Genomic DNA, 13,862 nt, shown 5'->3' on the forward strand with positions numbered 1-13,862 from the left:
ACTCATATACTATAATTCTTTAATAAATTAAGCTACATAGGAAAATATGCTTAAGTAACAAATATGGACAAAAGTTAGCAACAAGGTATAATTTAGAAGTATTAATAACTCCTGACAGAGATTGAAAAATGGTTACCGACAAATTTAAGAAAATTAAAATTCCTATTCTTCTGAGGACAAAATTCAACCTCTACTTTGTCCTGCTTCATATTTTTAAAAACAGTGAATTTCTTATCAATGGCAAAAAGAAGGCGCTAATTGAAATTAACAAGAAAACGAGTTTAAAAAACTTTGATAACTCTCCTAAAGAAGTCGAGAGAAAGAAAAATTTATCTGAAAAAGATTTTTTAAAATACCTTAAGGCCGGTGTACCTGTAATATTTGATAAAGAAGCTCTAGAATGGCCCGCCACCAAGAAGTGGAGCTTTGATTTCTTAGAGGAACATTACGGAGATGAAAAGTTTCCAATTGTTTCAAAGAAAGGACTAGATGAAAAATATCAAGACCCATCTCTTCCTAAAGACGGTGAAATGATTTCTATCAAAGAGCTCGTTAAAAGCTGGAAAAATAAAGAAAACAACTATCTTCGCTTTTGTAAAATAATGGAGTTTTTTCCAGAACTTCAAAAAGATTTCAATCTTAGTTGGCTCGAAAAAATGAGACAATGCTTTATCGGCTTTAGTTATCAATCTTTTATTGGCCCAGCCAAAAGAGTCACGACGTGGCACTGTGGAATGACTGCTTTCTTCTTTGTTACTGTGACTGGAACTAAAGACTGGGAAATGTATCCTGCCGACCTTTCTCCCTTAATGAATGTAGGTCATGACGGGTTTGGCTATTACTTCTCAGACAAGGATGAAGATGAGATTAGTGAATTAATTAAAGAGATCAAGCCTTACAAGTGCACGCTTGAGCCTGGTGATATTCTCTTTATTCCAGCCTGGATGTGGCATCGAGTTGAAAACCAAACCGATACAATTGGAGTTAGTTACCGCTTTGCAAATATTAGAGGGATTCTTCGCTTTCCTGTTCTTACGACTATTAGATTCTTTTTTACTAATCCATCTTTTCTAACGGTGATTAAGAATAGTTTTAAAAAGAAATCTGATCATGACAATGCCTTAACCCCAAAACTTTATGTGAAATAAAAAAGGCTTCGAAAGAAGCCCTTTTTTTAAATTAATTTCTAGTTTTTCTACCAGGGAATCTGTGACCCAAGTTACCTAGGTACTTTCCACTGATATTTCTGATCGATTCAATTCTACTTTCAGCAAGAACGTCGGCAGCTTTATTCACTGGGATATTCTGCTCATCTGAAATTGCAAAAATCTTAAGAGTTGTATCATAAATTGTATCAACCATTCTTGAAGACTTAGAATCAGACCAACCTTCAAATTCAATTGAAACGTTCATTAGTCCACCAGCATTGATTAGGTAATCTGGAGCGTAGAGAATTCCTTTCTGTCTAAGAATTTCACCATGACGATCTTCTGCAAGTTGGTTATTTGCAGCACCTGCAACGATTTTACATTTTAATCTATCAATAGTGTCATCATTCACTGTTGCACCAAGAGCACATGGAGCGTAGATATCACAATCAACATCGTAAATATCATTAACACCAACAACTTCTACTGCAGGAACAGCTTCCTTTAGTAATTGAATATTTCTTTCGTTAATGTCGCAAACAACAACTTTTGCTCCTGCTTCATCTAAGAACTTAGCAAGGTATCTACCAACAGAACCTGCCCCTTGAAGAGCAACTGTTTTACCTTTTGGAGAACGATCTCCATATACTTTCATACATGCAGCTTCAATTCCTCTAAATACACCTTTCGCTGTATATGGAGAAGGGTTACCTGAACCACCATGAATTTTAGCAACACCACAAACATTACCAGTTTCAGTAAAGACGTGTTCGATATCTTGAACACCAATATTTACATCTTCTGCTGTTATATATCTTCCATTTAAAGACTCAAGAAATCTTCCGTAAGATCTAAAAAGAGCTTCCGACTTATCCTTATCAGGATCACCGATAATAACGGCCTTACCACCACCAAGATTTAATCCTGAAACAGCAGCTTTATAAGTCATACCTTTTGAAAGCCTAAGAACATCGTTAATTGCTTCTTCTTCCGAAGCGTACGGCCACATTCTAGTTCCACCAAGAGCTGGTCCTAGTGTTGTGTTGTGAATAGCAACAATTGCTTTTAGATTACAACTAGGATCACTGAAGAAAATCACTTCTTCGTGTCCATCTTTATATAATCTTTCAAAGCTCATCATTTTTTAGCTCCTTGCTACGTGATCCTTAATAATTCTCGTATCATACCGATAAGGTAAGTACCTGAGTAAATTCAGCAAACTATAGTCATTAAAGGATGGAATTCGTATGCCCACCGTGTCACTTGTGCAAGTCACCGAAAATGGAGAACTCATAGATGAGGAGACTCTTTCTTTTGAAATTGAAGCTGGTGAAAACCTATGGGTTGGTCTCGAGTTAGCAGGCCATGTTCTCCCGAGCGGATGCCTAGCAGGATCTTGTGGAACCTGTAGAATCAATGTTTTAGAAGGAAGTGATAACCTATCCAAACTAAGCGTTATTGAGAATGATACTGTAGAGCACATCAAAGGCTCTTATAAAGAAGCGTACGGTGAAACTTGGCTAGAAGGAAAAGAGATTAGACTCTCTTGTAGAGCTAAAGTGACAGGAGATGTGAAAATTCATATTTTAAAGAAGTGAGTTTAATTTAGAAGTGATTGAGAGGAAGTCCTCTCCATCATCCCATATTTCTTGATAGTGAATTTGTCCTTTGATACTTTTCAAGTTTAAATGATAAATTCCGTCTTCGTAGCGAATATCAATTTCTGATTCAGTAATAGTTCCGACCTTTTCATTTTGATAAAAGAGATTTCCATTTTCAATTTTAAAACTTGAGGGAGGATAACTTGCTTGGATTTCTCCGCAGATATATCCTCCGTCTAAAATATAAAGCCTCTCACTCGTAACTTTAAACTGCATAAACACTTCAGAACAATTCCCTTCTCTCACATTGTAACTATAGAAACCTCCACCACTCCACTTTCCAGAGAATCCTGCAAGACTTGATAGAGAAATTAAAAAGACAAAGAGTATTTTCATGAGTTACGGACTCTTCTTCTTATTCTCGCATTAATATCATCAGCACTATCAACGGCTGTGTCCCAAGCAGTATAGATTTGCTTTTTTACACCAGCGCGCAGATCTCCTGCCACATAGAGACCTTCAATATTCGTTTCACCTTTTCCATTAGTGATGACAAACCCTCTCTCATCTACTTCTGCGCCCAGTTTTTTTGCAAGTTCATTGTAGACAATCATTCCAAGGGAAACAAAACTCATTTCAACTTCTACAATTCCAGAACCTTCAACTTCAAACCCTTCCAGCTTTCCAGTCTTTGTATCACCTTTGATTGAGAATATTTCACCCTCATAAACTTCAATTCCATATCTCTCGATAAGATCCTTTACTTCGTCGTCAAGCTCAGGAGCTTCACCGTGAGTGAAGATCATCATTTGAGGAGTTTTATACCTTTCATAGAGCATGGCCGCGACCCAACCAGCTCCATTAGTGTGACCGATTATTCCAGTCTTTTTTCCATAAACATGGTGTCCATCACAACGAAGGCAGTAATCGATAGTTTGATTATTGGCATAAGGGAATACTGGTTCAATATCTCCGTCAATCTTTGGTTGAACGTCCATTACACCTGTGCAAAGAATGACATAGTTGGCTTGATAGACCTCACCCTTATTATCAGTAAGCTCAAACACTTCTCCATTCTTTTTAACTTCAGTTACACCTCTATTTTTTAACCATGTAAACTTATCTTTTAGGTCACTCTCGGTTGATAACCAATTGAGGGACTCTCTATTTGGATTTTCAATTCCTTTCTTATACTCAAGATGTCCCGGCATATTCTCAACTTTCGTCACCCACATCGCACGAGACTTCTTCTTATCTTTTCCCGTTCCAGGAAAGAGAATAGTCTCATCGTTATTTAAGACTGTTCTAAGAGCGGCCATCACACCGGCAGATCCTCCGCCAATAATTGCAACATCATATATTTTACTCATTAAATTTCTCCAAAAAAAAAGACCTAAATAAATTAGGTCTTTAGTATAAACGTAAATAGATCTTTTTATAAGTTATACAGGAGATATTTTTTGAGAAGTAACGCGGTCAACATCTTTCTCTTCAACACTTTCCTCTTCTCCAGCAGAGCTGGCTTCACGTTTTGAAAAGTAATGTTTCTCTCCATCTACATCTTGGATTCTAATTTCTCTAATCTCATAGTCTTGAACCTTCTTAAGCTCAAAGCAGAGACCTTCCCAAACAATAATTTGCCCCTCTTCAGGAAAGTTATTTCCAAGCATATCGAGAATGAAACCAGAAACTGTGGAATAGTTATCATTTAAAGGAATCTTTATTTCAAAGTCATTATATAAATCTCTAAGAGAGAGAGAGCCATCAATATAGATGCCCGTCTCGAGGTCACTTATTTGATATTCTTTATTAACTGACTCTTCTTCTTCATCGTGCTCATCTTGAATTTCTCCAAAGATCTCTTCTACAATATCTTCTAGTGTGATGATTCCTACGATCAGTCCATTCTCATCCTTAACTAAGGCTAAGTGAACCTTCTTTCTATTCATGTGATCAAAGACCGCCTGAATTTTCATATGCTCATAAACGAAGAAAGGACTCTTTAAATGTTTTGAGATATCAAAGTTATCTCTATGTTCTTGCTTTAAGAAAACAAGTTCCTTTACGTGAAGAAACCCTTCCATATTTTCAAGCTCACCATCACAAACAGGAAACCTTGAGTGAGTATCTTCTTTGATAATATCTAAAACTTCATCGTAAGTTGCCTGAGCTTTTATATACTTAATCTTCTGCCTTGGGATCATAATATCTTTTACTTTGATCTTAGGAAAATCTAGGACAGAGTGAAGAAGATCTACTTGCTTTGAATCAATTGTATTTTCTTTTTCAGCTTTTTGAACCATGTACTCAATATCAAGCTTAGTAATAAGCCTACCTGTTAGTTCTGCATTCTCTCCTAGGAAAGTGCTAATAAACCAAACGATACTTTTAATTATTGGAAATAAAGAAATATACCAAAGTTGAAGGAATCTAATTGTTGGAACCGCAAGCTTTTCAGCGTGAGTTCGAGCAAATGTCTTTGGAATAATTTCACCAAAGATCAGAATTATAAAGGTCGTGATACCGACGGCAATTCCGATTGAATCTGATGAGAATACTCTCGCCGTAATTGTTGTCATAAGTGAAGAGGCGAAAATATTAACAACGTTATTTCCTACAAGGATAGTTGTTAAGAATTCATTTGGTCTTTCAATCATGAAGTTTAAGGCATTCCCTCTGCTTCCTCCCTCTTCAATAATTTGCTTGGCCCTATCTAGGTTAATAGACATGAGCACGGCTTCTGATCCAGAAAAAACTCCAGAGAGAAGAAAGCACGTCATAAGAAGTACGATTTCATAAGTCTCTACTTGCACGAGTAACGTCCTGACAGAGAATTGAATAAAGTAGTGGGGATTGATTCAGTAAGGTTGGCTAATCTATTATAGCCGGTGAATGACGGAGGTTCTATTTCCTAGGTCCTTGTTAAGTTTTATAATGAGCCATTTCTTTTATACTTAAATAAATTAAATGTCTTGATTTATAATACATTGCATTGATTTCTTTGTCTATTCCTATGCAATTTCAACGTATTAATTACTATATTTATACCACAAATTAGTGGTGTTCTAACTGCTTTCCATCAAAGTCATGGTCAGAGTAGACGATACGATCATTCATTTCGTGATTAAAGCCATGTATCTCTTTAATATTACTAACATTTCTAAAGATTGTATTGCACTTATAGCAAATTGCTATTTGATTCAGCTTCCTAAAGAGAATTAAATCCATCACATAGAGAACTATAAACGAGATCCCATAAGTCCAAATTGATAAGACCGCAGCGATCACAAAAAGGGCCACACCTATCTTTCTATTAAAATCTTTTTGAGAGTAGAAATCTTTTCTCTCGCAACATGGACATTGTTTTAAAATTCCTTCTTCATGCTCCTTAGAAAAGTGAGTTGCTACTTCTTTTTCGCAAACGTCACACTTCGCAATTCTAGCATCAGTACTTGGAACAACATGGATTCCAGAGCCACATTCAGAACAAGTAAGGGTAACTTCCATCATATTAGTAATCCGTATTTAAAGAATAAGTACGCTGAAACAAGCTCACCTACAAAGACAAAAATTGTCATGGCATACAGGACTCCTGTAGCACTTTGAGTTGAGCGAATCTTCACTAATTTCCAAGTGAAAATACTCATCGCAAAAATGACAACATAGCCCCAGCCAACTCGCATAGTCAACATTAACCAGTTAAATGCGTAGCCACCGCCAAGCTGAGTAAACTCTTTAAAGAATCCCCAGTTTAAATACGTTTCATAACCAGACCAAATAACTTTAATTGCTAGAATTGCCCATAGAATCAGAATACTAACTTTCAAAGGCTTCTCACTAAGTCGCGGCACAACGAGGTAGTAGTGCCCTAGAATCATAGCGTAAGTAATAATTCCAAGAAGAATTGCCGAGCTTACCCCAAATCGAAACTGTGAGCTCCAACCATTTTGAAAATCCATGAGTAAATAAAGTAAAGCGAGATTGTGAACAGCAAATAAAATCCACATGAAAATACTCTTCTCGTCTTTATGAAGCTGTCTAATTAAAAAGAGGGCCACTATGGAGATATAGTAAACTCGAGTTAGAGGATCGGTGAATGTTCCGTAGGAGAGATGGATCAGAAGAGCTGTTACCGCAGATCCAAGGCAAACGCTACTTATAAGTTTTTGAAAGCCAGCCCCAGTCATTTTAGAGCTAGCAATCCATGTGAACATTCCCACGCCTAGTGCCAGAGTCATAAAGAAAAACTCTGCTACATTTACTATTTCTGCTCCCATATATTCTCCAACATATCTGCATCTTTGTGCTTTCTTATATAATTTAATAGGTCGTCTATTATTTCATAATTCACTTCAGGAAGTCTTCCTTTATAAGGCGAAGACTTTTCACTAAAAGAGAATTCAAACCATTCGCCATTTGAAGGGCTTAGTCCTTCTCCACTTGCAAAGTGAGTAAAAAGACAAACACTTCGATCTCTATAATCAAAACTCTTAATTTTAAAGAGAATTACATTTGTAAGTTCAGTGCTGGATTCTTCCAGGAACTCACGAATAGCCGCTTGCTTAGGAATTTCTCCGTCTTCAATCTTTCCACCAGGAAATTCAAGTAGCCCATTAAGTGGCCCATCTTCATGCCTCTCCTGCATCCAAAAACTACAAGAATTTTCATTGATATTTCTTATGAGAATAACTATTGCTACGGGAGTGACCATGACCAACCTTAAATTTCCTATAATACTTTCTAGCAAAAATAAAAAGTGTCTACAAGTCTTGAGATTTTGACACCCGTGGTCTATAAAGCCTTTTATGCGAAAGTTACCATTTAAAGAAAGATCACTTTTATTTGCGCCGATGGAGGGAGTCACTGATGAACCTTACCGTATTGCTATTGAAAGGGCCTTTCCTGAGTGGGATTACCTTTGTACCGACTTTCTCCGCGTCCCAACAGTAGGAGCATTCTCTTCACAGAAGCTCATCAACCACTATGGACAAAAGGTACTACGTACCCCAGAGCTTAGAAAGAAAACTGGATTTCAAATTCTTACCAGCTACCGAGCTCAAACAGAAGAGATGGTTAAACAGATTAACGAGATTAAAGAAATTGAACATCTCGACTTAAACCTTGGATGTCCATCGAAGAAAGTAAATGCCCACAAAGGCGGAGCATACCTTCTAAGTGAGATGAATGAGCTCAGAGAAATCATTCAAATTATAAGAAAGAATTTCGACAGAACATTCACAGTAAAGATAAGAATTGGCTACAAAGATACTGATCGATTTATTGATTCGTTAAAACTCTTTGAAGACGAAGGGGTTGAGGCAATCACAATTCACGGAAGAACAAGAGATCAGCTCTATCGAGGTTTTGCCAATTGGGACTTTATAAAAGAAGCCGTTAAAACTGTTTCTATTCCTGTCATTGGAAACGGGGATGTGTGGACTGTTCACGATATTGATAGAATGTTTGATTACTGTGAGTGCGACTCCATTATGCTTGGTCGAGGAGCCTTGAAAACACCATGGTTGGCCTCACTCTATTACCAATACCAAGATAGACTTGACGATCTAGACGACTTCACTCTCCTTCAAGAAAGAAGAACCTACGTTCAAAATTATTTTGATGAATTAGAGAGAGAATATAAGAAAGAAGAAAATATTAACGTTCGAATCTTGAATAGGTTCAAATCTTTTTCTAGATATATTTTTGACGACTTTGAAAATGCTGAACAGCTTAGATCAAGTTTCTTAAGAGCAAACTCTCTCGATCACTTTAAAGACCTTCTCTACGATATTTAATCAGTCTAATTATTCGTTCACGGTGAAAGATTAATTCAAAATAAATTGATCCTAAAAGTGATGCAATAAAAACGCCCTCTAAACTAATTAAGAAGCAAAGGCCTGAAAAAATCATCGGAGGAACTGACCGAAGAAGAATTTTTAAATAGAACTTCTGACTTATTGAACTTAGAAAGTTATCCACGCCAAAAATAAAACGAAGTAGCGAAAACTTATATTTCTTAAGTTCAAGTCTTTCTCTAAGACTTGGAGCATGTATCGTAAAGCTCCAACAAAACCCTAGAACAATATAATTGAACGTTTGAAAATTAATACTGGTAAACCATAAGCATAGGCTTAGAGTAAAAAGAGCTACTAAGTAAGTTACTAAATATTTATTATTCTCATTTAAAGTCATTGAAATCATTATAGCAGAGAAATTATTGCTATCTCTCCTTTTTTTACGACCTAAATTATAATGAACTTATTCAATCATGGAGGATTAATGAAGCAACTTATTGCAATCTGCGCACTAGCAGTCTCTTTTAATACATATTCAACTTGTACGGATGACTTTAATCAAGGAATCGCACAATATGAATTTGCAATGAATTACTTCGAAAGCGGTAGTGCGAACTATCAAATAGCTGTTGATGAGTCGAGAGGACAAGGAAGAAGAAGTGTTGTGTGCAACGCTCTTGTAAAGTCTAATACTGGTTTTGATGTGGCTACAAATTCATTTTCTAAGTGTATTGAATCGTTTACAAGTGCAGCAAGTAGTTGCTCTGGTCAATCGAGAGATATTGCTCTTGAAAATAAAGACGTTTGCGTAGGAAATCATGATATTGCGAAAGGTAACTACGAACAAATTCTTTCCACACTAAAGGCCACATGCTTTAAGAGTGAAGAAAGTGGTGACCTCAATTTATCTGGAAGTATTCAAGAACTATAAGTGATTTTTAGCATCGAGGTTATCCTCGATGCTAAAATATTTAAATACAATCTTTTCTTTTTAATTTAACAGAGAAATCATAGAACATTCCTCTTCTAATTGAAGAGAGATAGAATTTTCCATCTACATACTCTCCATCAGTCCTAAAGCTCGCATCAACTAAGAAATCAATTTTAATTCTTTGGTAATTTGAACTGTAGTACATAATATCTTCATCCATTTTAAAAGTAGTCTCATTCCCAGAGGTACTCCAATTACCTTTATCAACAGGAATAACTACATTTGAAAAACCGTAGTAAGGTTCATCATAACCATTGAAAACACTTACAACTAATGTGTTTAATTCCTTAAATGTATCTAAATCCCTATAGTACTGGTTTGCTGTCATAAACAGCTCACTCTCTGAATTTTCAAGAGATGGCCCGGCCACAACATCATTTCCATTAATACTAATTGTTTCATAGCATCCAACAAGTTCTGTATAACCAAATGCATTTAGGCTCAATAAAAGTACTGATAGTCTTAGAATTAATTTCATAATTTCTCCTTTTCTTTCTATAGCTTAAACATTTTTCTTTGTTTTAAAAAGAAGAAATAAAAAAGCCCTCAATTGAGGGCTTCCTTTAATTATTTTCTGAATTTTATTCGCGATCTACTTAGCAACACCGATTGCTTTAGTTTCTCTAACCACTGTAATCTTAATAGTTCCAGGGTAAGACATTTCTTCTTCAATCTTCTTAGCAATATCTCTTGAAAGCATTACTGTTTGCTCATCATTTACAGAGTTATTTTCTACGATAACTCTTACTTCTCTACCACCAGAGATTGCGTAAGACTTAGAAACACCTTCAAAGCTATTAACAATTTCTTCAATATCAGTAAGACGTGAAACGTATGATTCCATCATTGCTTTTCTAGCACCTGGACGAGCACCAGAAAGGGCGTCTCCAGCAGCAACAATATGAGCAAGTACTGATTCAGGTTTTTCATCATCATGGTGAGCTCTGATCGCGTGAACGATATCTGGAGACTCTCCATACTTCTTAGCAAAGTCAGCACCAGTAACAGCGTGGGAACCTTCTGCTGAAGCATCAAGAACTTTACCAATATCATGTAATAGACCTGCACGTCTTGCTTGCTTAACGTTTAGTCCCATCTCAGCGGCCATGGCCCCGCAAATAAATGCAGCTTCAATAGCATGTTGGTATTGGTTTTGAGTATAAGATGTTCTCCAATTTAGAGCACCTACTAATTTTAAAATCTCAGGGTGAATCCCGTGAACTCCAATTTCCATTTGAGCTTTTTCACCGAGAGAGAGAAGTTGTTTTTCCATTTCAGTCTTAGACTTATCATGGAATTCTTCAATCTTAGCAGGGTGGATTCTACCATCAGCGATTAGTTTTATAATCGTCTGTCTTGCGATCTCTCTTCTAACGACATTGAAAGATGAAATAACGACAACCTCTGGAGTATCGTCAATAATTAAATCAACTCCACAGATTTGTTCGAACGCACGAATATTTCGACCTTCTCTACCGATAAGACGACCTTTCACATCATCTGATGGAAGCTCAACTGTAGAGATTGTTTTCTCTGCTACATGCTCTCCAGCAAATCTCTGAATTGCAATTCCTACAATTCTCTTCGCTCTCTCTTCTGCTTGGTCTTTAGCTTCTTCTTCTAGACGAACAAGCCTTTTAGAAAAATCTACTTTCGCATCTTCTTCCATTAAAGAGATCAACTCTTCTTTAGCTTGCTCCTCTGTAAGTTTTGCAACTTCAGTTAGCTTTACAACAATTTCTTCTTGCTTAGCTTTAAAGCGACCTTTTTCTTCGTCGGCAGCTCTTCTCGCTTTTTCGACTTCAGCCTCTTTATCGGCCATACGAGCTTTTTCTTTCTCAGCTTCTTCTAACTTTGTTTCAAGCTTAGCTTCTTTCTGAGTAATTTCTCGTTCTTGATCTTTAATTTCTTTAGTTCTTTGACTAATTTCTTTATCAAGATTTTGTTTTTCTTCTCTCGCAATTTCCTTAGCTTCTTTTCTAGCTTTATAAGCTAGATCTTTTGCTTTTTCTTTTGCTTCTTCGATGATCTCATCACCTTTTGATTTTCTTTCATTCAATTCCTTCGTTGCTTGCGCATTTCTAACGACAAATCCAGCTGCCGCACCAACGATTAGAAAAAGAACGGATGCAAGAATAACTTCCATACCCATCTCTTTACTCCTTTATTATTTCAAATCTCAATAACTTCCCTATCTGTGACAACCCAACTTAGATAACAATCGTGCTCTTCCATTGGGATCTCAGGTACTAGCTGCTCATCAAGACTTAAACCTATGGTTATACCTTTATAATTTTGTAAATACTTATCATAGTAACCGCGTCCTCTTCCAAGCCTCTCTCCCTTTCTTCCAAAGGCGAGTCCCGGAACAAGCAAGACATCTGGTGTGACAACCTTACTCTTTAAACTCGGTTCTAATATCTTTACTTTGAAACTCGTATTTTCAACTAAGTCCTCAAAGTTCGACTCTCTAAAAATCATTTCCGCCTGTTCATTAACACTTGGAAAAGCAAGAGTGCCTACTCTCTCTGCTATACTCTCAACGATATTAATTTCGTCATTTAGAGGTGCAAATAATCCTAAAACAATTTCATTGGAAAGGAGGCCTTTGGCCTTAAGAAGTTCTATTAGATTTTTAAAACAAAGTTGTGACTTTTCATTTCTCTTCTCATTGTCTAATTTCAACAACTTTTCTCGAAGATCTTTTCTAAGCTTTTCTTTATTCAAAATAAATTTCCACTCTTTCTAAAGAGAAGAATTAAATAGTAGAAGGAGACACTTCTTCAATAAATTGAAGGGCATCACAAGCCGTCATATGCAATTTTGATATATTATTTTCAAAATCTCTTTCAATAGAGATTTTTTCATTGGCTATTCTAAGAGCCGCAAGTGTTGCTACTTGACCTATATCTAATTGAGGAGACTTTTGTCTTATTTCCTCAGTTATTTTCTGCACATAACTCACAACTTCCCTGGCCGAAACACTCGCGTCTGCCTCATCAGCTGTGAACCTGATATTATATCCTAGTACGTTAAATTCTCTTTCTTCTCTTATACTTTCCATCTCTTAAATAGTACCCTCAAAGCTCTATTAGAGTCAATCAACTTAACCTTCTAATCGATGTCTAGAAGGGCATCTAAGTATTCATTTAAACTGAAAACATTCAGGTCTTCAACCTGCTCACCAACACCAATGTACGTAATTGGTACTTTTAACTTATCAACAATACCAATGGCTGCACCCGCTTTAGATGACCCATCGCATTTTGTAAAAATTAAACCTGATAATCCAAGAGTATTATTAAACTCTTCCGCTTGCCTTATAGCATTTTGTCCCGTTATGGCATCAATAACCAATAAGGTTTGATGAGGCGCTGACTCATCTAGCTTCTTAAGAACATCGCGACTCTTTTTCAGCTCTTCCATTAGATTTCCTTTAGTATGTAATCTTCCGGCCGTATCCAAAATACAGTAATCAGCCTTTGAGTTTAGGGCCGCTTGAAGTGCGTCATAACCCACTCCACTAGGATTCGCCCCCTCTTTTGCACGGATCATCTCTGCCCCTGCTCTTTTACACCAAACTTCCAACTGATCTACCGCTGCTGCCCTAAAAGTATCACAGGCCCCAACAACAACCTTTGCCCCCTGCCCCGTTAATTTTGTCGCAAGCTTTCCAATTGTCGTTGTCTTTCCTGCTCCATTTACGCCAACAATCATAATAACTTTCGTTTTCCCTTTATTGGATTCATCGAAATTATAGAGATCTGTATCCACATCTTTTTGAACAGTACTCATTTTTGAGTCTAGGAAATTTTTTAAGAAAGCTTTAAACTCTCTTTCTCCAAATCCCTCTTTCTTAGCCTCTTCCTCAAGACTTTCAATAAGCTCAGCAGCAATGGTTGGCCCAATATCTGCTCCATAGAGAAGCTCTTCAACTTCTTCCAAAGTGTCGTCATCTAAACCTTTTCCTGTAAAGATAACCCCTATTTTTGACCAAACTTCATTACTTGATTTTGAAAGTCCCTTTCTCAATCTTTCTTTCCAACTCGGACCAGTTGGAGCCACAGGCTCTTCTTCACGAAGAGGCGCTTCTTTGAAAGTTTCTACAACCTCTTTTACCACTTCCTTAGCTTCTACTTTTTCTTCTTCAAGTTTTTCAGAAGGCTTTCTAAATAGAAGAATACTACCCACAAGTACGAGGGCGAGAATTATTCCACCAGCTATATAGACATGGTTAGCATCTGCCACCAAAGTTTGACCCGAACGGTCATAGAGATTTTGTAGTAAGTTTACTAAATCAATCATTAAAAATCCTCTTGTGTATTTT

Annotated in this window: 17 protein-coding genes; 4 read left to right on the forward strand and 13 right to left on the reverse strand. The window is 36.7% G+C overall.

Features of this window, described 5'->3' with window-relative positions:
• The first annotated feature begins 128 nt into the window (after positions 1-128).
• Entirely contained in the window at positions 129-1,148 is a 1,020-nt protein-coding gene (locus tag CES88_RS13955; protein WP_290735589.1) for a cupin-like domain-containing protein, read from the forward strand.
• Between the two features lie 31 nt (positions 1,149-1,179).
• Here the strand turns inward: CES88_RS13955 and CES88_RS13960 are convergent, their stop codons facing one another.
• Complete coding sequence (locus CES88_RS13960; RefSeq protein ID WP_365993276.1) at positions 1,180-2,286, reverse strand: Glu/Leu/Phe/Val dehydrogenase dimerization domain-containing protein; 1,107 nt, start codon at positions 2,284-2,286, stop codon at positions 1,180-1,182.
• 109 nt (positions 2,287-2,395) lie between these two features.
• On the opposite strand from CES88_RS13960, the gene CES88_RS13965 reads away from it, so the two are divergent.
• Positions 2,396-2,746, forward strand: coding sequence for a 2Fe-2S iron-sulfur cluster-binding protein (locus CES88_RS13965; protein ID WP_290735593.1), 351 nt, complete (start codon positions 2,396-2,398; stop codon positions 2,744-2,746).
• On the opposite strand, the gene CES88_RS13970 is transcribed toward CES88_RS13965, so the two are convergent.
• The 6 genes from CES88_RS13970 to CES88_RS13995 all read right to left on the reverse strand — a co-directional run bounded on the left by CES88_RS13970 (position 2,735) and on the right by CES88_RS13995 (position 7,460).
• Positions 2,735-3,145, reverse strand: a complete 411-nt coding sequence (locus CES88_RS13970; RefSeq protein ID WP_290735596.1) for a hypothetical protein — start codon at positions 3,143-3,145, stop codon at positions 2,735-2,737. The genes CES88_RS13965 and CES88_RS13970 overlap by 12 nt on opposite strands.
• The gene (locus CES88_RS13975; protein WP_290735601.1) at positions 3,142-4,119 is read right to left on the reverse strand and encodes an NAD(P)/FAD-dependent oxidoreductase; all 978 of its coding nucleotides are present in this window, start codon (positions 4,117-4,119) and stop codon (positions 3,142-3,144) included. The genes CES88_RS13970 and CES88_RS13975 overlap by 4 nt, the downstream gene beginning before the upstream one ends.
• Positions 4,120-4,191: 72 nt before the next feature.
• Positions 4,192-5,562, reverse strand: a complete 1,371-nt coding sequence (locus CES88_RS13980; protein ID WP_290735604.1) for a hemolysin family protein — start codon at positions 5,560-5,562, stop codon at positions 4,192-4,194.
• A gap of 241 nt (positions 5,563-5,803) precedes the next feature.
• A complete protein-coding gene (locus CES88_RS13985; protein WP_290735607.1) occupies positions 5,804-6,259 on the reverse strand; it encodes a hypothetical protein in 456 nt (151 codons plus the stop codon).
• Positions 6,256-7,026, reverse strand: coding sequence for a hypothetical protein (locus CES88_RS13990; RefSeq protein ID WP_290735610.1), 771 nt, complete (start codon positions 7,024-7,026; stop codon positions 6,256-6,258). Before CES88_RS13990 ends, CES88_RS13985 begins: the two co-directional genes overlap by 4 nt.
• Positions 7,011-7,460 carry an NUDIX domain-containing protein gene (locus CES88_RS13995; protein ID WP_290735613.1) on the reverse strand — a complete coding sequence of 150 codons (450 nt, stop codon included), beginning with the start codon at positions 7,458-7,460 and terminating at the stop codon, positions 7,011-7,013. Before CES88_RS13995 ends, CES88_RS13990 begins: the two co-directional genes overlap by 16 nt.
• Positions 7,461-7,554: 94 nt before the next feature.
• Between CES88_RS13995 and CES88_RS14000 the strand changes: the two genes are divergently transcribed.
• Entirely contained in the window at positions 7,555-8,544 is a 990-nt protein-coding gene (locus CES88_RS14000) for a tRNA-dihydrouridine synthase family protein (RefSeq protein ID WP_290735615.1), read from the forward strand.
• Here the strand turns inward: CES88_RS14000 and CES88_RS14005 are convergent.
• A complete protein-coding gene (locus CES88_RS14005; RefSeq protein WP_290735618.1) occupies positions 8,519-8,941 on the reverse strand; it encodes a hypothetical protein in 423 nt (140 codons plus the stop codon). The genes CES88_RS14000 and CES88_RS14005 overlap by 26 nt on opposite strands.
• Positions 8,942-9,028: 87 nt before the next feature.
• Here CES88_RS14005 and CES88_RS14010 point away from each other — a divergent pair, with 87 nt between their 5' ends.
• Positions 9,029-9,475 (forward strand): hypothetical protein, encoded by a 447-nt coding sequence (locus CES88_RS14010; protein WP_290735622.1) that lies wholly within the window; start codon positions 9,029-9,031, stop codon positions 9,473-9,475.
• A gap of 40 nt (positions 9,476-9,515) precedes the next feature.
• On the opposite strand, the gene CES88_RS14015 is transcribed toward CES88_RS14010, so the two are convergent.
• The 5 genes from CES88_RS14015 to ftsY all read right to left on the reverse strand — a co-directional run bounded on the left by CES88_RS14015 (position 9,516) and on the right by ftsY (position 13,840).
• Positions 9,516-10,013: a hypothetical protein gene (locus CES88_RS14015; RefSeq protein WP_290735625.1), complete on the reverse strand. Its 498-nt coding sequence runs from the start codon at positions 10,011-10,013 to the stop codon at positions 9,516-9,518.
• A gap of 114 nt (positions 10,014-10,127) precedes the next feature.
• Complete coding sequence (gene rny, locus CES88_RS14020) at positions 10,128-11,681, reverse strand: ribonuclease Y (protein WP_290735628.1); 1,554 nt, start codon at positions 11,679-11,681, stop codon at positions 10,128-10,130.
• Positions 11,682-11,707: 26 nt separating this feature from the next.
• Entirely contained in the window at positions 11,708-12,262 is a 555-nt protein-coding gene (locus CES88_RS14025) for a 5-formyltetrahydrofolate cyclo-ligase (protein WP_290735631.1), read from the reverse strand.
• A gap of 31 nt (positions 12,263-12,293) precedes the next feature.
• Positions 12,294-12,599, reverse strand: a complete 306-nt coding sequence (gene zapA / locus CES88_RS14030) for a cell division protein ZapA (protein ID WP_290735634.1) — start codon at positions 12,597-12,599, stop codon at positions 12,294-12,296.
• Positions 12,600-12,649: 50 nt separating this feature from the next.
• On the reverse strand, positions 12,650-13,840 hold the full coding sequence (gene ftsY / locus CES88_RS14035; RefSeq protein ID WP_290735637.1) for a signal recognition particle-docking protein FtsY: 1,191 nt from the start codon (positions 13,838-13,840) through the stop codon (positions 12,650-12,652).
• Positions 13,841-13,862 lie beyond the last annotated feature (22 nt).

Origin of the sequence: Halobacteriovorax sp. JY17, assembly GCF_002753895.1 — a bacterium.
GTDB lineage: Bacteria > Bdellovibrionota > Bacteriovoracia > Bacteriovoracales > Bacteriovoracaceae > Halobacteriovorax.